This is a genomic window from Streptomyces sp. Edi4 (assembly GCF_040253615.1).
GTDB lineage: Bacteria > Actinomycetota > Actinomycetes > Streptomycetales > Streptomycetaceae > Streptomyces.
In genome coordinates this window covers 1424244-1445087 of record NZ_JBEJGY010000004.1, presented here as the reverse complement: position 1 = coordinate 1445087, position 20844 = coordinate 1424244, and the positions used below count along the sequence as shown (strand labels likewise).

Genomic DNA, 20844 nt, shown 5'->3' with positions numbered 1-20844 from the left:
ACGCCGCCCCCGCCCTTTAGGCTGTCGGCGGGGGCGCGTACCCCTCCCACCAGCCGCTTCACCGCCGCAGCGGCCCATCGCACGCCAGCCCGCCCGAGGAGCACCGCCACCATGGTCGAACACCCCGCGTACCCGGTGGGCCTTCGCCTCACCGGCCGCCGCGTCGTCGTCGTCGGCGGCGGCCAGGTCGCCCAGCGCCGCCTGCCGGCCCTCGTCGCCGCCGGGGCGGACGTCACCCTGATCTCCCCGAGCGCCACCCCCTCCGTCGAGGCGATGGCCGACGCGGGCGAGATCCGCTGGGAGCGCCGCCGCTTCCAGGACGGCGACCTCGCGGACGCCTGGTACGCGCTCGTCGCCACCGCCGACACCGCCTCCAACGAGCGGATCTCCGCCGAGGCCGAGCGCTTCCGCGTCTGGTGCGTACGCTCCGACGACGCGAGCGCCGCCACCGCCTGGACCCCGGCCACCGGCCGCTCCGAGGGTGTGACGGTCGCCGTCCTCACCACCGACACCCCCGACCCGCGCCGCTCGGCCGCGATCCGTGACGCGGTCGTCGAGGGTCTGCGTGACGGCACGCTGGTCGCCCCGCAGCAGCGCACGCGCACCCCGGGCGTCGCCCTGGTCGGCGGCGGCCCCGGCGACCCGGACCTCATCACCGTGCGCGGCCGCAGGCTGCTTGCCGAGGCGGACGTGGTCATCGCCGACCGGCTCGGCCCGCGCGATCTGCTCGACGAACTGCCGCCGCACGTCGAGGTCATCGACGCGGCGAAGATCCCCTACGGCCGCTTCATGGCCCAGGAGGCCATCAACAACGCGCTGATCGAGCACGCGAAGGCCGGCAAGGCCGTCGTGCGGCTCAAGGGCGGCGACCCCTACGTCTTCGGGCGCGGCATGGAAGAGCTCCAGGCGCTCGCCGATGAGGGCATCACCTGCACCGTGGTGCCCGGCATCTCCAGCTCCATCTCGGTGCCGAGCGCGGCCGGCATTCCCGTCACGCACCGGGGTGTGGCGCACGAGTTCACCGTGGTCAGTGGCCATGTGGCCCCGGACGACGAGCGCTCGCTCGTCGACTGGAAGTCGCTGGCCCAGCTGCGCGGCACCCTGGTGATCCTCATGGGCGTCGACAAGATCGGCGCGATCGCGCGGGCGCTCATCGCGCACGGCAAGAGCCCCGAGACCCCCGTCGCGCTCGTCCAGGAAGGCACCACCGCCGCCCAGCGCCGCGTGGACGCCACTTTGGGAAGCGTGGGCGAGGTCGCCAGGGCCGAGGAGGTCAAGCCTCCGGCCGTCATCGTCGTCGGCGAGGTCGTCAGGGTGAACGCGCGCCCCTGATCCCCGCGAACGCCCACCGCCCGCTCACTCCCGGTGACGCGGTCCCCGCACCTCAGTGACGGAGCCGCGTTCCAGCCGTTGGCACCTCACTCAGGACAAGGCAGTATCACCCTGTGGCCGATCTCATCACCGTCGACGACCCCGACGATCCCCGTCTGCGCGATTACACGGGCCTGACCGACGTGGAACTGCGGCGCCGCCGCGAACCCGCGGAAGGCCTCTTCATCGCCGAGGGCGAGAAGGTCATCAGACGGGCCAAGGACGCCGGGTACGAGATGCGCTCGATGCTGCTCTCGGCCAAGTGGGTCGACGTGATGCGGGACGTCATCGACGAACTGCCCGCGCCCGTCTACGCGGTGAGCCCCGACCTCGCCGAACGCGTCACCGGCTACCACGTGCACCGGGGGGCGCTCGCCTCGATGCAGCGCAAGCCGCTGCCCGCCGCCGAGGAACTGCTCACCGCCGCGCGCCGCGTGGTGGTCATGGAAGCCGTCAACGACCACACGAACATCGGCGCGATCTTCCGGAGCGCAGCCGCCCTGGGCATGGACGCGGTCCTGCTCTCACCGGACTGCGCCGACCCGCTGTACCGGCGGTCGGTGAAGGTGTCGATGGGCGCGGTCTTCTCGGTCCCCTACGCCCGGCTCGACTCCTGGCCCAAGGGGTTGGAGACGGTCCGCGCGGCCGGCTGCAAGCTGCTCGCGCTCACCCCGGCCGAGCAGGCCTCCAGCATCGACGATGCCGCCCCGCACAAGCTCGACAAGGTGGCCCTCATGCTGGGCGCGGAGGGCGAGGGGCTGTCCCGTCAGGCGCTGGTCGCCGCCGACGAATGGGTACGCATCCCGATGGCCCACGGCGTCGACTCGCTCAACGTGGGCGCGGCGGCGGCCGTCGCCTTCTACGCGGTGGCCACCGGCAGGCCGACGACCTGACCGCGCCAAACTCCGGCGCTCAGCTCGGGCGCTCAGCTCCGGGCCGCCGGGTCCTTTCGCAGTCCCGCGAGGAGCAGAGCGACCAGGCGGCGCGCGTCATAGCGCGGGTCGTCCTCGGCGCCTGCGCACAGGTTTCCGATGCCCCGCATGAGCTGATACGCGTCGAGGTCGGAACGTATCTCCCCTGACTCGGCGGCGGCGCCCAGGAGCGCGGCGCACACCGGCAGGAGCCGGTCGAGGAAATAGGTGTGCAGCGGCTCGAAGCCGCTGGTGTCGGCCCGCAGCGCCGCGGCGAGGCCGTGTTTGGTGACCAGGAAGTCGACGAACTGGTCGACCCACTGTTCCAGGGCGGTTTGGGGTGAGGGCGCCGCCGTCAGCAGGGCGGGTCCCGCCTCGGCGCAGGCGTCCACCTGATGGCGGTAGACCGCGACGACGAGGTCCGCCCGGGTGGGGAAGTGGCGGTAGATGGTGCCCACGCCGACACCGGCTTCGGCGGCGATGTCCCGGACCGGCGCCTCCACGCCCGACTGGACGAAGACCGCGGCCGCGGCCTCCAGCAGCGTCTGCTGATTGCGCCGGGCGTCCTTGCGCCGGGACCCGGCCGAGCTCGCCGTCCCCTTGCCGCTGTCGCTCACGCGGCACTCCCTTCCCTTTTTCCGCACCGCCGGGCGGTGTTCGGCGATCACCTCTCGCGATCACCCGGATTCACCCTTGTAAAACGGAACACGGTTCCGTATCTTAAACGGAACAAGGTTCCGCTTCACTCATGATGGCAGACCGGACCCCGGCCCGCCATCGCCGTCAAGGGAAGGCACCTCCATGTCCGACTCCAACACCCTCGCCGCGCGAAACGTGCGGGGCGTCCCCGCCACGGTGGTCTCCGCGAAGCCGGTCCTCCTGCCCGCCCCGGGCCGCGGCGAGGACCTTCAGGTCCGCGTGTCCGCCCCCGCGACCGGCGGCGATCTGCCCGTCATCGTCTTCTCGCACGGCGCCGGCTCCACGATGAACGGCTACGGCCCGCTGGCCGACCACTGGGCCGCGCACGGCTTCGTGGTCGTGCAGCCCACCCACCTCGACTCCCGCACCCTCGCCCTGTCCGCCGACGATCCCCGCACGCCGGGCATCTGGCGCGTGCGCGTCGCGGACCTGGTGCGCGTGCTGGACGAACTCGCCGTCCTGGAAGCGGCGATACCGGGCCTGGCCGGCCGCGTGGACCGCGCCCGGGTCGCCGTGGCGGGGCACTCCTGGGGAGCCCAGAGCGCGAGCATGCTGTTGGGGGCGCGCGTCCTCGGCCCGGACGGCGCGCCCGGAGAGGACATGTCCGATCCCCGCGTGATGGCGGGCGTGCTGCTCGCCGCGCCGGGCCTCGGCGACGAGCTGACGCCGTTCGCGCGGGAGCACCTTCCCTTCATGACGCCGTCCTTCGCCTCCATGACGCCGCCCACGCTCGTCGTCGCCGGGGACAACGACCACTCCCGGCTGACCACGCGCGGGCCGGACTGGTTCACCGACCCCTACACCCACAGCCCGGCCCCCAAGAGCCTGCTCACCCTGGCCGGCGGGGAGCATTCGCTGGGCGGCGTCGCCGGATACGAGGCCGCCGAGACGACGGATGAGAACCCGGCACGCGTCGCCCTGCTCCAGCGCCTCACCACGGCGTTCCTGCACAGCGCCCTCCACCCGGGCGACCCCTCCTGGAAGGCGGTGATGAGCGAACTCGAGACGGACCCCGACCCCCTGGCCACGCTGCGGACCAAGTAGCGGCAGCCACCCGCGGCGCGTGAGCACCGAGAGGTCCGCCCGCCTTGAGAACTGCTCAGAACTGCTTGACCGCCGCGATACCCAACAGCACGATCAAGGTGACCAGCACGAACACGGTGAGCCGCTGCCGCAGCAGCCGGGGGTTGGCGGGCCGCAGCCCCCCGCCCGACGTGCGCGCCCCGGGCCGCGTGCCGGGACGCCCCCCGGGACGGGAGGCACCCCCGCGCGGCCCACCCGGACGCGAACCACCGGTGCGCGAGGAAGAGCCGCCGGTCCGCGACGAGGAGCCACCGGTACGAGGCGCCGAGCCGCCCGTACGCGGCGCGGAACCGCCCGTACGGGATGACGAGCCGCCCGTACGGGACGCGGAGCCGCCCGTGCGCGCCCCGGGGCGGGACGCGGGGGAAGGGACGTCACGGCTCGCCTCGGTGTAGCGCTGGGTGCGCTCGTCGACCCGTCCCGTGGGCCGTTCCACCTCGGCACGGTCGCGCTGCACCGGGGGACGCACATCCGCGCCCGGTGCGTGCGAGCCGCCCTGCGCCTCCCGTGCGGCGATCTCCTTGAGCCGCATGGACAGCTGCAAGGTGCTCGGCCGTTCCTCGGGGTCCTTGGCCAGACACGCCTGGACCAAGGGGGCCAGCGCGTCGGGCACACCGCGCAGCTGCGCCTCCTCGTGGACCACGCGGTAGAGCATCACCTCGGAACTGCCGTGTCCGAACGGCGAGTCACCCATCGCGGCGTACGCCAGGGTCGCGCCGAGCGAGAAGACATCGGTGGCCGGCGTGACCGCGGCGCCGCGCACCTGCTCGGGGGCGAGGAAGCCGGGGGAGCCCACGGCCGTGCCGACATGGGTCAGCGTCGAGGCGCCGGTGGCCCACGCGATGCCGAAGTCGATGATCCTCGGCCCCTTGGGGGACAGCAGGATGTTGGACGGCTTGAGGTCGCGGTGGACGACCCCGGCCTCGTGCACCGCGACCAGGCCCTCGGACAGGGCGGCCCCGATCGCCGCGGTGTCGGCGGCCGTCAACGGGCCCTCCTCGGCGACCTTGTCGTGCAGTGAGGGCCCCGGCACGTACTGGGTGGCGAACCAGGGGCGCTCCGCCTCCAGGTCGGCGGCGACCAGCCGGGCCGTGCACCCGCCACGGATCCGGCGCGCCGCCGAGACCTCACGGGCGAACCGCGACCTGAACTCCTGGTCCTCGGCGAGGTCGGGCCGGATCACCTTCAGCGCCACCCGCTGCCCGCGCCGGTCCGAACCGAGGTACACCACCCCCATGCCGCCGGCGCCGAGACGCCGGTGGAGCCTGAACGAGCCGACGACACGCGGGTCCTCGCGCCGGAGCCGCATCATCGCCATTTTCATCCCCGCTGCCAGTCCTGTTGACGTGGCACAGCTTACGTACCCGTCGCCCGGTGTGCTCATAGGCCGCGCCCTCACGGCCCGACCGATTGTCAGTGCCCGGTGGGAGACTTGAAGAGTGGTCAGCGAGCCGTGGAGCCCTGGCGGCTGGCCCGTGCGAGATCTCAATGGGCAGTCAGAGAACGGGGTTTGGGTCCATGAAGGGTGACCGCGTGGAGATAGTGGTGGACGCCGGAGACACGACGCGCACCTATGAAGTGGTGGCGAGCAGGGCGGGGCGCAGGGTCGAGACGGCGGTCCGTCGCGGTGTGGTCGAAGTGAGCGAAGTCACCCGCAGCGGCACCGTCGTGCGCACCGCCCGCTTCATGGCGACGCGGGTGCTCGCCCTGGTCGAGCAGCCCGTCCCCAGGGAGGACGCGGGGGAGAGGGAGAGCCACCCGGGGCCCCGTCCCCTCCGGGAAGACCCCAAGAGGCAGGAGGCTCGTCTCCACCCAGGGGAGTAGGCGCGGGGGTGACGGCTCATCCCCTGGGAGGCCGGCCAAGCGGTACGAGGGCATGACGTGCGGCGCCGCGCGCCTGCCTACTGTGGGAGTCAAGCGGCGGGTGGCGCACTCGTCCCCCGAGGCCAGACACCCGCCGCTGCCGAGCACGACGCTTGGCAGCGGGAACGAAGAACACCTTGAACCGGACAGGAGAGGACCATGGCGCACACGGTGACGCGGCCAGTCGTCCGCGCGCGGGGACGCGCGGCGCACGGCATCGCGTTCGGCGCCCGTCGTTCCGGCCCGCGCCACCCCCTGGTGGCGACGGCCATGGTCCTTCCCCTGGCGGCCCTGCTCGTAGTCGTCTTCGGCGGCTGGGACGCGGTGGTCACACAAGCGTCGTCCGTGGGCGTGATGCTGGGGCGCTGAGCGGCGCCCCGGACCCGGTAGAGCGGACCGGGTCGGGACATCCGGCCATATCAGCCCCGTGGGGACGGGGGTGCGGCGGACGGCAGTAGAAGGCGTGGCCCGATCGGCTGGGGAGCCGGTCGGGCCACGCCTTTTCCTTGCCGTTTCCACGCTCGTTCTGCGGCACGTTCCACGGCTCGTTCGACGGCTCGGTCCCCGACTCGGCGCTCCCGCAAGGGCGTTGAGCCGCCGGGCCGACGGTCCGAACGACGAAACCCCCGGCCTTCGAGAAGGCCGGGGGTCCCGGGTGGTGCGCGATACTGGGATTGAACCAGTGACCTCTTCCGTGTCAGGGAAGCGCTCTCCCGCTGAGCTAATCGCGCGGGAACGGCCCCAAACCTTACCGGGCCGGTTACTTCGTGTTACTGCGTGCGCGATACTGGGATTGAACCAGTGACCTCTTCCGTGTCAGGGAAGCGCTCTCCCGCTGAGCTAATCGCGCGGGAACGGCCCCAAACCCTACGGGACCGGTTACTTCGTGTTACTGCGTGCGCGATACTGGGATTGAACCAGTGACCTCTTCCGTGTCAGGGAAGCGCTCTCCCGCTGAGCTAATCGCGCCTGGAGGTGGAGACGGGATTTGAACCCGTGTAGACGGCTTTGCAGGCCGTTGCCTCGCCTCTCGGCCACTCCACCAGGAGTGCATATGAGGGTCGGGAAGATCCCCCACATCGAGCGGACGACGAGATTCGAACTCGCGACCCTCACCTTGGCAAGGTGATGCTCTACCAACTGAGCCACGTCCGCTTGTCGTTTCCGTTCCGCTTGCGCGTCCCGGCGACGTGTTGAACTCTAGCGGATTCCCGGGCCAGTACAAAAACGCGTTTGTGCAGCGTGCTGCGGTGCGTCCGGTCCGTGCCCCCGCCAGGGACGACGCCCGGCGTTCGCCTCCACGTCACCCAGGGGCACCCCACCCGCACCCGCTCTAGACTCACCAGCGTGCACGCACTCACTCCGCTGGCCCGTTTCGGCCGCCTCGTCGCCACTGACCTGCGTGATGTCACCAGTGACCCCGCGGCCCTCGACTCCGCGGGTTTCTGGGCCGTCTCGGCCGACTTCGAGGGACGGCTCGTCTGCGCCCGGTTCGCGGACGTCCGCACCCTGCCCGTCCCCGAGCCCGTACCGGGCGCCTGGTGCGGGCCCGCCGCCGAGGACTGGACGACCTCCCTCGACCGCGCCGCCTATATGGCGGGCGTACGCCGCATCCGCGAGCACATCGCGGCCGGCGACGTCTACCAGGTGAACCTCTGCCGGGTACTGAGCGCCCCGCTGCCCGAGCCGGCGACGGCCGACGTGGACGCGCTCACCGCGCTGCTCGCCCGGGGCAACCCCGCCTCGTACGCGGGAACGATCCGCCTGCCCGCCCACGGGGTCGAGATCGCCACCGCCTCACCCGAACTCTTCCTGCGCCGCGCCGGGCGGACCGTGGAGTCCGGACCCATCAAGGGGACCGCGCGCACCGAGGCGGACCTGCTGGAGAAGGACCACGCCGAGAACGTGATGATCGTGGACCTCGTCCGCAACGACCTGGGGCGCGTCTGCGCCACCGGCACGGTGAGCGTGCCGGAGCTGTGCGCGGTCCAGGAGTACCCGGGGCTCGTCCACCTCGTCTCCACCGTGCGCGGCGAACTGCGCGAGGGGGCCGGCTGGCCGGAGCTGCTTGCCGCCGCCTTCCCGCCGGGCTCGGTCACCGGGGCACCGAAGACCAGCGCGACGCGGATCATCGAGGCGCTGGAGACCGAACCCCGCGGCCCCTACTGCGGCGGCATCGGCTGGGTCGACGCCGACCGGGGCACCGCGGAGATCGCCGTGGGTATACGCACGTTCTGGCTCGACCGGCCGCACGGAATGCTGCGGTTCGGCGCGGGGGCGGGCATCACCTGGGGCTCCGACCCCGAGGGGGAGTGGCGCGAGACCGAGCTGAAGGCCTCCAGGCTGCTCGCGATAGCGTCGGGCGACCGGGCCCACAGCGGGCACAGGGGAAGGACCGCGTAAATGCAGATCTGGGTCAACGGCGCCCTGCGCGACGCCGGCGCAGCGCAGGTGTCGGTGCTCGACCACGGGCTCACCGTGGGCGACGGCGTCTTCGAGACGGTGAAGGCCACCGGCGGGAGGCTCTTCGCGCTCACCCGCCATCTGGACCGGCTGACGCGCTCGGCCCGCGGCCTCGGCCTGCCCGACCCCGACCTCGACGAGGTGCGGCGGGCCTGCGCGGCCGTCCTTGACGCCAACCCCATGCCGCTGGGCCGGCTGCGGATCACCTACACCGGCGGCATCTCACCGCTCGGCTCCGACCGGGGCGACGACCGGCCGAGCCTGGTCGTCGCGCTCGGCGAGACCGCGCGCCGCCCCGACACCACCGCCGTGGTCACGGTGCCCTGGACCCGCAACGAGCACAGCGCGGTGGCGGGCCTGAAGACCACCTCGTACGCGGAGAACGTCGTCGCCCTCGCCAGGGCGCACGCGGCCGGGGCGTCGGAGGCCCTGTTCGCGAACACCGTCGGCCGGCTGTGCGAAGGCACCGGCTCCAATGTGTTCGTGGTCGTCGAAGGCCGCCTGCACACCCCGCCGCTCGCCTCCGGCTGCCTCGGCGGGATCACCCGCGCGCTGACCGTGGAGTGGACCGGCGCGTACGAGAGCGAGCTGGACCTGGACGTCCTGGAGCGCGCCGAGGAGATCTTCCTGACCTCCACCCTGCGCGACGTCCAGGCCGTGCACCGGGTCGACGGGCGGGTTCTGGGCACGGCGCCCGGCCCGGTCACGGCGAAGGCCATGCGGATCTTCGAGGAGCGGGCCGGATCGGATCTGGACCCGTAAACCCCGTGACGGGCGGCGCCGGGGCAGGTACAACGGCCTTGATGACCACCACCATTCGGCCGACCGGGCCGCTCCAGCAGGGTGCCGACGGCGCCAAGTCACGTACCTACGACGTGTGTGTGAACAGCCGGCACGTCGGACGGATCCAGATCGCCACCGACCCGCGGTTCGGGCCCGCCGTGGGCCGGATCGAAGGACTGCGGATCGAGGAGCCCGACCGGGGGCGCGGCCGGGGCACCGTCGCCGCGCTCGCCGCCGAGGAGGTGCTGCGCGGCTGGGGCAGCGGCGAGGTCCGTGTCACCGTCCCGGCGGAGGCCGAGGCGGCGCTCAGGATGGCGGGCGCCCTCGGATACGTCGATCGCAGCCGCACCATGGTCAAGCGACTCCCGCCCGTACCGCCGGAGTTGCCCGCCGGGACGACCGGCAGGCCCATGACCGCCGACGAGTACGCGCGCTGGCGCGCGAAGGCGGTGGAGGGCTACGCGCGGGACTGGATCGAGCGGGGCACGGACGAGGCGCGGGCCCGGGCGATGTCCGAGCGCGAGCACGGTGAGCTGCTGCCCGGGGGAGCCGCGACCGAGGGGACGCACCTGATGGTCCTCGAGGAGCGGGGCAGGGCGGTCGGGAGCCTCTGGGTGGCCCGGGCGCCCGCGTCCGCGCCGACCGAGGAACGCGAGGAACCCGGGGAACGGGGGGGAGGCGGCTACATCTACGACGTCCTGGTCGCCGACGAGCACCGGGGGCGCGGTCACGGGCGCTCGCTGATGCTGCTGGCGGAGCGGGTGGCGCTGGCCGACGGCATGACCACGATCGGGCTGCACGTCTACGCCGACAACACCCCGGCGGCGCGCCTGTACGACTCCCTCGGCTACCGCGCCACCCGCCACCACCTCGTCAAACGGCTGCTCTGAGCTAGCGGGCGAGCAGTCGGTCCACGATCTCCTCGACGCGCTCGCGCAGCCCTTCCTGGCTCTTGCCGCCGTCCAGGCGCTCCTCGCCGATGACGTACGTCGGTGTGCCCGTCACCCCGATCGCCTTGCCCTCGGCCTGGTCGGCGTCGACGATCAGCATGTGCCGCCCGTCGATGAGGGCGGTCTCGAACTCGTCGGTGTCCAGGCCGAGTTCGCCCGCCGTCTCCACCAGCGTGCGCTCGCCCTGGGTGGCCAGGCGCTCGGTGCGCGCGAGCACGGCCTCCACGTACGGCCAGCCCTGCCCCTGCTCGAAGGCTTCCTCGGCGGCCTGGGCGGCGGCGAAGGCGTGCTGGTGCTTGTCCAGCGGGAAGTGCCGCAGCCGGATGTCGAGGCGGTCGCCGTAGCGGGCGCGCAGGGCGCGGATGTCGTCCAGGGCGGTGTGGCAGTCGGGGCACTGCAACTCGCACCACACATCGAGGACAGGGGCGTCGGTGGGGCCGGTGGTGCCGGAGGGGGCGGTGTCGCTCATGGGTCCAGTCTCCCAGCAACCGGCACCTGGGGAGGATCTGGCCCCGGAGATGTCCCTGAGGTCGAGGCCGGGCGTGGCCCGAGGGCCACGTTCCGGTGCAGGATGGAAGGAGCGTCACCACCCATTTCGCCCCACCGCCCATTTCGCCCCACCGTTCGTTTCGCGCCACCGTTCATTTCGCCCCGCCGCTCCCGCCTGGAGGAACCGGATGCTTGCCGAGACCGTCTGCTCCGCCGTTTCCGCGGCCGGCCTGGGCATCGCCGCCATCACGGCGTACCGCAGGCGCTTTCTGGCGGCCACGCGCGTCGCCGCCTACTCGCTGGTCCCTGTCGGTCTGGTCATGACGGGCGTCGTGCAGTGGGTGTCCGGCATCGTCTTCAAGCCCAGCGTCTGGATCGGCTTCGGCCTGCTCGGGGCCGCGTGGCTGCTGTTCATGGCGACCCGCGCCGTAGAGCGGCGCGGTGGTGGGACCCGTAAGGAGCGCAAGGCGGCAGCGGCCGCCCGGCGTGAGGCGGTGGCGCCGGAGGCGTCAGCCCCCTCGCTCGGCGCGGGCCGCGCCCCGGCTCAGCCGGCCGCACGGCCCCAGGGCAAGCCGGCGGCGAACGAGGACTTCAGCGATATCGAGGCCATCTTGAAGAAGCACGGCATCTGAGGCAGCCCGGCCGCCGCGCGCGCTTGAGTGCGCCGGCCCGTGCGACTGTTCTCGTACGCGCCGCAAGATCGAGTGAACTCCCGCTGAATATGGCCGCGTTGGTATATGCATGCGGCGCGGCTGGGTCATCATCACCCCGAGATGCTGGACACTTCCCAGGGCCCCGTCCCTGCACCCACCGACGAGCCGAGCGCCCCCGACCCCCAGGCGCGGGGCTGCCTCTTCGCGCTCTCCCAACCACCCCTGATGATCTTCTTGGGGGTGATCGGCGCCCTGTTGCTCATGGCGGCCGTACACGATCTGTTCCTGCTCTGAGGCCCGCCGCCGGGACGGCTCAGCCGGCGGCTTCCTTGCGCCGGGCCCGGTAGGCGGCCACGTGCAGCCGGTTCCCGCAGGTGCGGCTCGAGCAGTAGCGGCGGGAGCGGTTGCGCGAGAGATCCACGAAGGCCCGCCCGCAGTCCGGCGCCTCGCACCGGCGCAGACGCTCCTGCTCCCCGGTGACGACGATGAAGGCGAGCGCCATGCCGCCGTCGGCCGCCAGGTGGTCGGCGACCGAGGCGCCCGGCGCGAAGTAGTGCACGTGCCAGTCGTAGCCGTCGTGGTCGGTCAGCTGCGGGGTGGTGCCGGCGGCCGCGACGAGCTGGTTGACCAGCGCGACCGCGCTGCGGGCGTCGGGCGCGGCGAAGATCTCGGCGAACCGGGCGCGCACCTGCTTGACGCCCAGGAGGTCGCCGGGGGAGAGCCGTTCCACGCCGCTGACGCTGTGGTCCTTGACGAAGGCGTACAGCGCGTCGACGTCCGCGAGACGGTCCCTGGCCTCGCTCTCCGGTGCGGTGTTCACCAGATCGACCACCATGTCGAGCGCGATCCGGGTGTCGTGAGGGATCAGCACGATTCGCTCCCTGGCCTGCGGCGGGCGGCGCCCGTCGGATGCTGGCCGACTCTAGCGGCTCGTGCCGGACGCGCACCGGCGCCGTCCCCCACGACGGCTTCGTGGGGGACGGCGCCGGTGGCTGCCGCTCCGTGGTTGTCCGCGCGGCGCCGTCGCCCCGAGTCGGACGGCGCCGTGCGGCTCTCTGCCTGGCCTCAGTTGTTCTCGGCCAGGATGTGCGAGAGTTCCGTGTCGAGATCGAAGTGACGGTGCTCGGTGCCGGGCGGCACCGCGGCGTCGGTCCGCTTGAGGAACGACTCCAGGGCCCGCGCGGGGGCTTCGAGCAGGGCTTCTCCTTCCGGCGAGCTCAGGGCGATACAGACGACGCCCTGGCCGTGACTGCGTGACGGCCAGACTCTGACGTCGCCGGTTCCGGTGGGCCTGTGCAGGCCCTCCGCGAGGAGGTCGCGAGCGAAGACCCACTCGACGGTTTCCTCGGCTCCGGTGTGGAAGGTGGCGTGCACGGCATAGGGATCGGCCGTGTCATACCGCAGGCCCGCGGGTACAGGCAGTGAGGACTCGCTCGACACAACGAGGCGCAGGTGCAGCTCGCAGCTGACCGTGGTGTTCATAAGCGCCAGGGCCTTTCGCTCAGTGTGCGCTCGGGGATTCGCACGTCGGCGAAATCGACATGCCACCTACGGTGCCGTTGTAAACCCCTCTGACCGTTTTGAAGGGGTTCGCGTAGCTCGTATGGCCGAGTATTACTTTAGGTTATACGCCCATTTCGGTGAACCCGTTTCGAGACACCCGTCCGGTACGTTGGGGAGCATGGATACGGGGAGTGACGAGCAGGGCACCACGGCGCTCGGGTCGCGGGCGCCCGCGTTCGTCAGGGCGTCGAAGCCGCTGCACCTGAGCTGGCAGGTCGGCGTTTTCGTGGTGGGTCTCGCGGTCGTGGCCGGGGGCGTGGTCATGCTGCCGCTGCCGGGCCCCGGCTGGCTGGTGATCTTCGGCGGCATGGCGATCTGGGCGACCGAATTCGTCTGGGCCCAGCTCGTGCTGCGCTGGACGAAGCGGAAGGTCACCGAGGCGACGCGCAAGGCGCTCGACCCCAAGGTGCGGCGGCGCAACATCATCGTGATCACGGTCGGCCTGGTGATCGCCGCCGCCCTCGTGGGCGTCTATGTGGGGAAGGTCGGCATGGTGGCGCCATGGAAGATCAACAACTGACGGTGCGTGGTCAAAGGCCCCGCTGACATGCGGTAATGTTGGCGCTGCGCCCGGGCGATTAGCTCAGTGGGAGAGCGCTTCGTTCACACCGAAGAGGTCACTGGTTCGAACCCAGTATCGCCCACCCGGACCGAAGGCCCCGGAGATCGTCACGATCTCCGGGGCCTTCGGCGTTCCCGCCCCGGGGCGCCCGCCCGCCGCCTCGCCACCCCGCGCACACTGGCCGCATGAACTGGAGCCACTACCGCTTCCGCAGCGTCTGGGACCTGCCGGCCGCCCCTGCCGCCGTCTACGCCGTCCTGGAGCGCCACGAGGAGTACCCCCACTGGTGGCCCGAGGTCCGCGAGACGGTCCCGCTCGACGAGCGCACCGCCACCGCCCGGTTCCGCGCGCTCATCCCGTGCGACCTGGTCGTCACCGCGCGCGAAACCCGGCGCGATCCGGTGGCGCTGGTCCTGGAGGCCGCGCTGAGCGGCGACCTCGAAGGCATGGCGCGCTGGACGCTGAGCGCGCACGGCGCCGGCACCCGCGTCGTCTACGAGCAGGACGTCGAGGTCGTCCGGCCGCTCCTGCGCCGCCTCGCCGTGCCGGGCCGCCCGCTGTTCCGGGCCAACCACGCCCTGATGATGCGCTCCGGACGCCGTGGCCTTCGCCGGCGCCTGGGCGCGGTTTGAAAGCGGGGCCACAAGGCCTGTATGGTTCAGTCCGTTCCCGGGCGATTAGCTCAGTGGGAGAGCGCTTCGTTCACACCGAAGAGGTCACTGGTTCGAACCCAGTATCGCCCACCGGGAAAGGCCGGTCCGTCCCAGACGGACCGGCCTTTTTGCTGCCCGCCTCCACCGTCGGCCCGCCAACGCTCAGGCGGCCGCCGGGAGTTCGGGCCGCAACGGCCACGCGGTGTCCACCAGCTCCGGGGTGCCCTGCTTGCTGAACCAGGCCTGAAGGCCCCGCGCCTGGGCCGCGTGCCAGGTCGCCTGGAGCGCGTGCAGCTCGGTGGGGGTCAGCCGTTCCAGGCGGCCCGCGAACCTGCGCCCGAGGGCCCGTACGACCTCGAGGGCGGCCAGCGCGTCGGCGGCCGCGTCGTGCGCGCCCTCCAGCGTCACGCCGTAGTGCTCGCACAGATCGGTCAGGGTGCGCCGGCCCTTGCGGTAGCGGTCCAGATGCTTGTCCAAGACCCGGGGATCCAGCACCCGCAGCGGATTGCGGCCCAGGTAGTGGCCGAGGGAGGCCGCGCGGTGGCGGCGCAACTCCCGGTCGAGCAGCGTCAGGTCGAACGGCGCGTTCATGATGACCAGCGGGCGCCCCGCCGCGCACTGCTCGGCCAGCGCCTTGGCGACCTCCTCCATCACCGGCGCCGGCCAGCGCCCGTTCAGCCGCAGGTGCTCGTCGGTCAGGCCGTGCACGGCGGTCGCGCCCGCCGGGACGGGTATGCCCGGGTTGATCAGCCAGCGCGTCACCCGAGGCCGCCCGCCCGGGCCGTCCTGCACGACCAGCGCGGCCGACACCATGCGGTCCCCTTCGACGTCCACCCCGGTCGTCTCCGTGTCGAACGCCGCCAGGGGACCCTCGTACCAGCACGTCATGTCTACTCAACTCCTCGCGCACTCCTGGCAGATGGCGTGCTTTCCCTGCCCGATTGCGTGATACCCGTGCTGTTTGCGTCATACGCCGTTTGCGGGCCGTGGGCTGCGGAGACAACACAGATGACGGGCCAGGGTGTTGACGGGCCGTCATGAGTAATGGTTCGGCACCGCCCGGAAGGCATACGGCAGCCATGGCGCTCGCGCAGCCCGATCCGGCCGCGCCCGGCCACGGTCTGCTGTCGGGGCGGATCGCACCGCTGCGCGGCTCACTCGCCACCACCGCCTGCATGGAGACCCTTCAGGTGGGCTACCTGCACGCGGTGGCGGCGGCAGCGGGTTGCTCGCTGTCCCAGCCCTTCCCCGACAACGGGATCGACTGGCACGTGAGCCACAGCGCCGCCGGCCATGTCGTCGACGACGAAGTGACGATCAAGGTGCAGCTCAAGTGCACCTACCAGATCCCGCCGCACCCGCCGGGCGGGGTCTTCTCCTTCACGCTGGACAACGACCACCTGGTGAAGCTGGCCCGCACACCCGTGTCGGTCCACAAGATCCTGGTCGTGATGCTGGCGCCGAGGAGCCGGGACGAGTGGCTGCGCGCGGGCCACGACCGCTTGGCCCTGCGCCACTGCTGCTACTGGATCAACCTGGCCGGACACCCGGTGACCGGCCGGCGCAGGACCACGGTGCGGATACCGACCTCGCGGATCTTCGACGACCGCGCGCTCTGCGAGATCATGACGCGGGTCGGAGCGGGAGGGAGACCCTGATGCGCCGGCCCGACGAAGAACCCGGCTCGATCCCGCCGGTCCCCGGCCCGGTCGACCCGGCCGTCCTCGGCGCGCTGCTGCGCCGGCACGGCTGGCACCGGCGCGGCGGAGCTCCGGGGCGCTACGCGCGCTGGACGCCGCCGGGCGCGGCCGGCCCGGGCACCAGCCTGCTGGTCCCCGAAAGCCGTGCCTACCCCGACAGCGACGACCTGATCGGCGAAGCCCTGACCGCGCTCGCGCGCAGCGCCGCGCCCTCGGCACGCGACGTGCTCGTCTCGCTCGCCGTGCCGAGCGACGAGGTGCGCTGGTGGCGCGAGGTGCCCGAAGGACCGGCCGGCACTGCCTCCTGGGCCGAGCAGGAACACCTGCGCGGCGCCGCCCACCGAATGCTGCTCGCGGGAGCCCTGGCCGCGCGCGGGCCCGCAGGCCACCACGGGGCGCGCCACCGCCGCCAGGCCCTTGCCTGCCTCGACGGCGTCCTGGTGGAACCGGCGAGGGGCGGCGGGCTCACCGCGTTCGTGCCCGCGGCCACCGCGCGAGCGGCCGTGGTCCAGCTGTACGCGGCGCTGAACGCGGTCCGCGACGCGGTGGACTACCAGCGCACCACCGGCGGCATGGAGGCCTTCGACGCCGCCGTGAACGCGGGCGTCAGCAGGGAGCTGACCGAGTCCCTTGTCGCCCTGGTGCGGGGCAGCGAGGGAGCGCGCGTCGCCCTGGCCTGGGCGCCCGGCGCCGGAGTGCCCGAAGGCTGCGCGGCCCGGCCCGAACCCGTCGACTTCTCACCCGGCGACCTGCCCGCCCTGCGCGCCGCCGGCGGCCGCTACCTCGGTGGTGAACCGTCGGTATCGGTGCGCGTCACCGGCGCCGTGGTGCGCCTGCGCCGGCCGGAGCCGCGCGGTCCGGGGCTCGTACGGCTGCGGGTGCTGGCCGGGGCCGAGGTCGCGCACGTGCGCGTGGAGCTGGACGAGGAGGCGTACCGCATCGCCGGGCACGCGCACCTGGTCGGGCTGCCGATCCGGGTCGTGGGGCGCCTGGAGAGCCGGGACGGGTTCCGGCGGATCCGCGGCGCCCATGACGTGGCGCCGGTCCAGGTGGACGACGCCGAGCGGGACCGGCTGATGAAGTCGCTCCAGGAGAACGTCGACTTCTTCGAGGAGGCCTGCGGCACGGAAGCGGGGCCCGCTCCCCAGTGAGCGCCGCGATATCCATTTCGCGACGTACCCCACCGGCTCGGTAGGATCGTCCCGCGTACGCGAGAAGCGCTGCGCGCCCCCTACGGCAGGAGAAGTCCGGTGTCAGACGTCCGTGTGATCATCCAACGCGATTCCGAGCGGGAAGAGCGCGTGGTGACGACGGGCACTACGGCGGCCGAGCTCTTCGCCGGTGAGCGCACCATCGTCGCGGCCCGCGTGGCCGGCGAGCTGAAGGACCTCGCGTACGAGGTGAAGGACGGCGAGGAGGTCGAGCCCGTCGAGATCTCCTCCGAGGACGGCCTCAACATCCTGCGCCACTCCACCGCGCACGTCATGGCCCAGGCCGTGCAGGAGCTGCACCCGGAGGCGAAGCTCGGCATCGGCCCGCCGGTCCGGGACGGTTTCTACTACGACTTCGACGTCGAGAAGCCCTTCACTCCCGAGGACCTGAAGGCCATCGAGAAGAAGATGCAGGAGATCCAGAAGCGCGGCCAGCGCTTCTCGCGCCGCGTCACCACCGACGAGGCGGCCCGCGTCGAGCTCGCCGAGGAGCCGTACAAGCTGGAGCTCATCGGCCTGAAGGGCAACGCGGCCCAGGCCGCGGACGGCGCGGACGCGGAGGTCGGCTCCGGCGAGCTCACCATCTACGACAACCTCGACGCCAAGACCGGCGAGCTGTGCTGGAAGGACCTCTGCCGGGGCCCCCACCTGCCGACCACCCGCAACATCCCGGCGTTCAAGCTGATGCGCTCGGGCGGCGCCTACTGGCGCGGCAGCGAGAAGAACCCGATGCTCCAGCGCATCTACGGCACCGCGTGGCCGACCAAGGAAGAGCTCAAGGCGCACCTGGAGTTCCTCGCCGAGGCCGAGAAGCGCGACCACCGCAAGCTCGGCGCCGAGCTCGACCTGTTCTCCATCCCCGAGGAGCTGGGCTCCGGTCTCGCGGTCTTCCACCCCAAGGGCGGCATCGTCCGGCGGGAGATGGAGGCGTACTCGCGCCAGAAGCACGAGGCCGCCAACTACGAGTTCGTGAACACCCCGCACATCTCCAAGGAAGAGCTCTTCGTCACCTCGGGCCACCTGCCGCACTACGGCGAGGGCATGTTCCCGCCGGTGGAGTTCGACGGGCAGAACTACCGCCTCAAGGCGATGAACTGCCCCATGCACAACCTGATCTTCAAGGCGCGCGGCCGCTCCTACCGTGAACTGCCGCTGCGGCTCTTCGAGTTCGGCACGGTCTACCGCTACGAGAAGTCCGGCGTGGTGCACGGCCTGACCCGCGCGCGGGGCTTCACGCAGGACGACTCGCACATCTACTGCACCAAGGAGCAGATGCCGCAGGAGCTCGACTCGCTCCTGACCTTCGTGCTCGACCTGCTGCGCGACTACGGCCTGGACGACTTCGAGCTCGAACTGTCCACCCGTGACCCGGAGTCCGACAAGTTCATCGGCACCGACGAGGCCTGGGAGGAGGCCACCGAGGCGCTGCGTCTGGCGGCCGAGAAGCAGAACCTCCCGCTGGTTCCCGACCCGGGCGGCGCCGCGTTCTACGGCCCGAAGATCTCGGTGCAGGCCAAGGACGCCATCGGGCGGTCCTGGCAGATGTCGACCATCCAGGTCGACTTCAACCAGCCCGAGCGCTTCGGCCTCGAGTACACCTCGTCCGACGGCACCAAGCAGCAGCCGGTCATGATCCACCGCGCGCTGTTCGGCTCCATCGAGCGCTTCTTCGCGGTGCTCCTGGAGCACTACGCGGGCGCGTTCCCGGCGTGGCTGGCCCCCGTCCAGGCGGTCGGCATCCCGATCGGTGACGCGCACGTGGAGTACCTTCAGGACTTCGCCCGCCAGGCCAAGGACCAGGGGCTGCGGGTCGAGGTCGACGCCTCGTCGGACCGCATGCAGAAGAAGATCCGCAACGCGCAGAAGCAGAAGGTCCCGTTCATGATCATCGCGGGTGACGAGGACATGGCCGCGGGCGCCGTCTCCTTCCGCTACCGCGACGGTTCGCAGGAGAACGGCATCCCGGTGGCCGAGGCCATCGCGAAGATCGAGAAGGTCGTGGCGGAGCGGACCCAGGTCTGAGCCCCGCCCCACGCCGCGGGCCCCCGGGAAGCGCGCCTTCCCGGGGGCCCGCGCGTGTTCCGTGACGGGTGACCCGGACGACGTGCCGAGGCACCGAAGTCCTATGCTTTTCCTCATGACGAGTGAGCCGGAGCAGCAGATCGGAGTGGGTGTCCAGGACGCGTTCCAGCGCCTGTGGACGCCTCACCGGATGGCCTACATCCAGGGCGAGAACAAGCCGACGGGACCGGAGTCCGGCGACGGGTGTCCGTTCTGCTCGATTCCGGCGAAGTCGGACGAGGACGGGCTGATCGTCAAGCGGGGCGAGCACGTGTACGCGGTGCTCAACCTGTACCCGTACAACGGCGGGCACCTCATGGTCGTCCCCTACCGGCACGTCGCCGACTACACCGAGCTCGACGCGGCCGAGACCCTGGAGCTGGGCGAGCTCACCAAGCGGGCGATGACCGCGCTGCGCGCGGCGTCCGGCGCGCACGGGTTCAACATCGGCATGAACCAGGGGTCGGTGGCCGGTGCCGGGATCGCCGCCCATCTGCACCAGCACATCGTGCCCCGCTGGGGCGGGGACACCAACTTCATGCCGGTCGTCGGCCACACCCGGGTGCTGCCCCAACTCCTCGCGGACACCCGCACGATGCTCGCAAACGCCTGGCCCGCCTAGGGCACCGAGGGGCCGGCGGGTCCGCACGTCTTGATCGCTGCCGAGCCCGCTGGCCGGCTGGCAGCCATGACTGATCCCGGATCCGTTTGACGGGCGTCCGCACCGATCAGGACCGAGAGGCTCATGCTGCGTGAGTCCGAGGCGCGGGACCGTGCGGCGTTCATCGAGCTGCCGGCATCGCCTCAGGTGCACACTTACCTCGGTGTGCCCCGTCGGCGGGACGAGCTGGAGCGGACTGTGCCCGAGGTGCCCGAGCGGTGGCCGGGAGCTTCGTCGTCGGTCTCGGCGGGACGATGGCCGGCCGCATCCTGCTCAGGAGGGCGGCGCAGGACCATCGGCCCGCGGCCGTGGGGAAAGGTCGAGCTCGGCTACCTGTTCCTGCCGCGAGCGTGGGGGTTCGGGTAGGCCGCCGAAGCGTGCGCGGCGGCGCTCGACTGGTTCGACAGTGTCCTCCCCGGTGTGCCGGTGGTGCTCGCCACCCAGACCGCCGACGCCGCCTCGATGCGCCTCGCGGCAAAGCTGGGGTTCACCGGGGCGGAGCGGTACCGGGCCTCGGGTGCCGCTCAGTGGCTCGGTGTGCGGGACTCGGTCACGCCCCGCCGTTGAGCCCGCCCTCGGCGGCGTGCACAGGGAGCCGGTCCACCAGCAGCCGCACCCTCGCCTCGGTGTCCTCGGGCGGGAGCCGTCCGGACCGGGTCAGGGTCGCCACTCCGTGCAGGGACGCCCAGAACACCTCGGTGAACAGTCCCAGGGCGACGCCGTCCCCCGTGACCTCGCCCAGGCACTCCAGTAGCGCGGCGAAAGCGTCCTTGAGGGGTTCCGGGGTCTCCTCCTGTGCGTACGCGAGGCCGCCGTCGAGCTGGAAGATGGCGTCATAGACCGCCGGGTTGCGTTCGGCGAAGTCGAGGTAGGCGCGGGCGAGGGCGTACACCCGGGCGCGCGGCCCGTTCGCGGCGGCGGTCGCGGCCCGCACCGCCGCGGCCATCTCGGTGGAGCCCTGGAGGGCGACGGCGCCGATGATCTCGCGCTTGCCGCGGAAGTGGCTGTAGAGGACCGGCTGGCTGTACTCGATGCGTTCGGCGAGCCGGCGGGTGGTGACCGCGTCCCAGCCCTGCTGCTCGGCGAGTTGGCGGGCCGTCGCCACGATCAGGCGCTCGCGCTCCGCCCGGTCGCGTTCCTTGCGTTCCTGTACCGACATGATCCGATC

The 20844-nt window shown here is 71.9% G+C and carries 23 protein-coding genes, 7 tRNA genes and 1 pseudogene; 19 read left to right on the top strand and 12 right to left on the bottom strand.

The features are described 5' to 3' along the window. The first annotated feature begins 111 nt into the window (after nt 1-111). Nucleotides 112-1332: a uroporphyrinogen-III C-methyltransferase gene (cobA, locus tag ABR738_RS08580; protein WP_350229374.1), complete on the top strand. Its 1221-nt coding sequence runs from the start codon at nt 112-114 to the stop codon at nt 1330-1332. A gap of 113 nt (nt 1333-1445) precedes the next feature. After that, nucleotides 1446-2264: a TrmH family RNA methyltransferase gene (locus ABR738_RS08575; protein WP_350229373.1), complete on the top strand. Its 819-nt coding sequence runs from the start codon at nt 1446-1448 to the stop codon at nt 2262-2264. Between the two features lie 32 nt (nt 2265-2296). On the opposite strand, the gene ABR738_RS08570 is transcribed toward ABR738_RS08575, so the two are convergent. Beyond that, entirely contained in the window at nt 2297-2899 is a 603-nt protein-coding gene (locus ABR738_RS08570; protein ID WP_350229372.1) for a TetR/AcrR family transcriptional regulator, read from the bottom strand. Nucleotides 2900-3083: 184 nt separating this feature from the next. On the opposite strand from ABR738_RS08570, the gene ABR738_RS08565 reads away from it, so the two are divergent. After that, the gene (locus ABR738_RS08565; RefSeq protein WP_350229371.1) at nt 3084-4025 is read left to right on the top strand and encodes an alpha/beta hydrolase family protein; all 942 of its coding nucleotides are present in this window, start codon (nt 3084-3086) and stop codon (nt 4023-4025) included. Between the two features lie 55 nt (nt 4026-4080). On the opposite strand, the gene ABR738_RS08560 is transcribed toward ABR738_RS08565, so the two are convergent. Then, the gene (locus ABR738_RS08560) at nt 4081-5388 is read right to left on the bottom strand and encodes a serine/threonine-protein kinase (protein WP_350229370.1); all 1308 of its coding nucleotides are present in this window, start codon (nt 5386-5388) and stop codon (nt 4081-4083) included. Between the two features lie 194 nt (nt 5389-5582). On the opposite strand from ABR738_RS08560, the gene ABR738_RS08555 reads away from it, so the two are divergent. Next, nucleotides 5583-5888 carry a DUF8836 family protein gene (locus ABR738_RS08555; protein WP_350229369.1) on the top strand — a complete coding sequence of 102 codons (306 nt, stop codon included), beginning with the start codon at nt 5583-5585 and terminating at the stop codon, nt 5886-5888. 198 nt (nt 5889-6086) lie between these two features. Beyond that, nucleotides 6087-6296 (top strand): hypothetical protein, encoded by a 210-nt coding sequence (locus ABR738_RS08550; RefSeq protein ID WP_350229368.1) that lies wholly within the window; start codon nt 6087-6089, stop codon nt 6294-6296. A 287-nt stretch (nt 6297-6583) separates the two neighbouring features. On the opposite strand, the gene ABR738_RS08545 is transcribed toward ABR738_RS08550, so the two are convergent. The 5 genes from ABR738_RS08545 to ABR738_RS08525 form a co-directional block, all read right to left on the bottom strand. Then, a tRNA-Val gene (locus tag ABR738_RS08545) sits at nt 6584-6658 on the bottom strand. 47 nt (nt 6659-6705) lie between these two features. Continuing rightward, nucleotides 6706-6777, bottom strand: a tRNA-Val gene (locus ABR738_RS08540). 47 nt (nt 6778-6824) lie between these two features. Then, nucleotides 6825-6896, bottom strand: a tRNA-Val gene (locus ABR738_RS08535). 1 nt (nt 6897) lies between these two features. Then, nucleotides 6898-6971, bottom strand: a tRNA-Cys gene (locus ABR738_RS08530). Nucleotides 6972-7009: 38 nt separating this feature from the next. Further along, nucleotides 7010-7082, bottom strand: a tRNA-Gly gene (locus tag ABR738_RS08525). 192 nt (nt 7083-7274) lie between these two features. Between ABR738_RS08525 and ABR738_RS08520 the strand changes: the two genes are divergently transcribed. From ABR738_RS08520 to ABR738_RS08510, 3 genes are read left to right on the top strand one after another with little or no spacing between them, the layout of a single operon-like run. Next, complete coding sequence (locus tag ABR738_RS08520) at nt 7275-8330, top strand: chorismate-binding protein (protein WP_350229367.1); 1056 nt, start codon at nt 7275-7277, stop codon at nt 8328-8330. Then, nucleotides 8331-9152: an aminotransferase class IV gene (locus ABR738_RS08515; RefSeq protein ID WP_350229366.1), complete on the top strand. Its 822-nt coding sequence runs from the start codon at nt 8331-8333 to the stop codon at nt 9150-9152. Between the two features lie 41 nt (nt 9153-9193). Further along, entirely contained in the window at nt 9194-10063 is an 870-nt protein-coding gene (locus ABR738_RS08510) for a GNAT family N-acetyltransferase (protein ID WP_350229365.1), read from the top strand. Nucleotide 10064: 1 nt separating this feature from the next. Here the strand turns inward: ABR738_RS08510 and ABR738_RS08505 are convergent, their stop codons facing one another. Further along, nucleotides 10065-10592 carry a DsbA family protein gene (locus ABR738_RS08505; protein WP_350229364.1) on the bottom strand — a complete coding sequence of 176 codons (528 nt, stop codon included), beginning with the start codon at nt 10590-10592 and terminating at the stop codon, nt 10065-10067. 208 nt (nt 10593-10800) lie between these two features. On the opposite strand from ABR738_RS08505, the gene ABR738_RS08500 reads away from it, so the two are divergent. Together ABR738_RS08500 and ABR738_RS08495 are read left to right on the top strand one after the other, a co-directional pair. Beyond that, nucleotides 10801-11244 (top strand): hypothetical protein, encoded by a 444-nt coding sequence (locus ABR738_RS08500; RefSeq protein ID WP_350229363.1) that lies wholly within the window; start codon nt 10801-10803, stop codon nt 11242-11244. A 141-nt stretch (nt 11245-11385) separates the two neighbouring features. Continuing rightward, entirely contained in the window at nt 11386-11559 is a 174-nt protein-coding gene (locus ABR738_RS08495; RefSeq protein ID WP_350229362.1) for a hypothetical protein, read from the top strand. A gap of 19 nt (nt 11560-11578) precedes the next feature. Here the strand turns inward: ABR738_RS08495 and ABR738_RS08490 are convergent, their stop codons facing one another. After that, the gene (locus tag ABR738_RS08490; protein WP_350229361.1) at nt 11579-12136 is read right to left on the bottom strand and encodes a CGNR zinc finger domain-containing protein; all 558 of its coding nucleotides are present in this window, start codon (nt 12134-12136) and stop codon (nt 11579-11581) included. 194 nt (nt 12137-12330) lie between these two features. Continuing rightward, nucleotides 12331-12747 (bottom strand): SsgA family sporulation/cell division regulator, encoded by a 417-nt coding sequence (locus ABR738_RS08485; RefSeq protein ID WP_053723613.1) that lies wholly within the window; start codon nt 12745-12747, stop codon nt 12331-12333. Between the two features lie 199 nt (nt 12748-12946). Between ABR738_RS08485 and ABR738_RS08480 the strand changes: the two genes are divergently transcribed. The 4 genes from ABR738_RS08480 to ABR738_RS08465 all read left to right on the top strand — a co-directional run bounded on the left by ABR738_RS08480 (nt 12947) and on the right by ABR738_RS08465 (nt 14133). After that, nucleotides 12947-13348: a TIGR02611 family protein gene (locus ABR738_RS08480; protein WP_350229360.1), complete on the top strand. Its 402-nt coding sequence runs from the start codon at nt 12947-12949 to the stop codon at nt 13346-13348. Nucleotides 13349-13400: 52 nt separating this feature from the next. Beyond that, nucleotides 13401-13472 (top strand) — tRNA-Val (locus ABR738_RS08475). A gap of 103 nt (nt 13473-13575) precedes the next feature. Further along, on the top strand, nt 13576-14022 hold the full coding sequence (locus ABR738_RS08470; protein ID WP_350229359.1) for an SRPBCC family protein: 447 nt from the start codon (nt 13576-13578) through the stop codon (nt 14020-14022). 39 nt (nt 14023-14061) lie between these two features. Then, nucleotides 14062-14133 (top strand) — tRNA-Val (locus ABR738_RS08465). 72 nt (nt 14134-14205) lie between these two features. Here ABR738_RS08465 and ABR738_RS08460 read toward each other — a convergent pair. Beyond that, nucleotides 14206-14931, bottom strand: coding sequence for a 3'-5' exonuclease (locus ABR738_RS08460; protein WP_350229358.1), 726 nt, complete (start codon nt 14929-14931; stop codon nt 14206-14208). Nucleotides 14932-15122: 191 nt separating this feature from the next. Here ABR738_RS08460 and ABR738_RS08455 point away from each other — a divergent pair, with 191 nt between their 5' ends. The 5 genes and pseudogenes from ABR738_RS08455 (at nt 15123) to ABR738_RS08435 (ending at nt 20243) form a co-directional block, all read left to right on the top strand. Continuing rightward, complete coding sequence (locus ABR738_RS08455) at nt 15123-15701, top strand: DUF4365 domain-containing protein (protein ID WP_350229357.1); 579 nt, start codon at nt 15123-15125, stop codon at nt 15699-15701. Next, a complete protein-coding gene (locus ABR738_RS08450; RefSeq protein ID WP_350229356.1) occupies nt 15701-16894 on the top strand; it encodes a hypothetical protein in 1194 nt (397 codons plus the stop codon). The genes ABR738_RS08455 and ABR738_RS08450 overlap by 1 nt, the downstream gene beginning before the upstream one ends. Before the next feature lie 99 nt (nt 16895-16993). After that, on the top strand, nt 16994-18976 hold the full coding sequence (thrS, locus tag ABR738_RS08445; RefSeq protein WP_350229355.1) for a threonine--tRNA ligase: 1983 nt from the start codon (nt 16994-16996) through the stop codon (nt 18974-18976). 103 nt (nt 18977-19079) lie between these two features. Beyond that, the gene (locus ABR738_RS08440) at nt 19080-19637 is read left to right on the top strand and encodes an HIT family protein (protein ID WP_350229354.1); all 558 of its coding nucleotides are present in this window, start codon (nt 19080-19082) and stop codon (nt 19635-19637) included. 123 nt (nt 19638-19760) lie between these two features. After that, nucleotides 19761-20243 (top strand): annotated as a pseudogene (locus tag ABR738_RS08435) (GNAT family N-acetyltransferase). Here the strand turns inward: ABR738_RS08435 and ABR738_RS08430 are convergent. Continuing rightward, entirely contained in the window at nt 20227-20835 is a 609-nt protein-coding gene (locus ABR738_RS08430; protein ID WP_350229353.1) for a TetR/AcrR family transcriptional regulator, read from the bottom strand. The pseudogene ABR738_RS08435 and the gene ABR738_RS08430 overlap by 17 nt on opposite strands. Between the last annotated feature and the right edge of the window lie 9 nt (nt 20836-20844).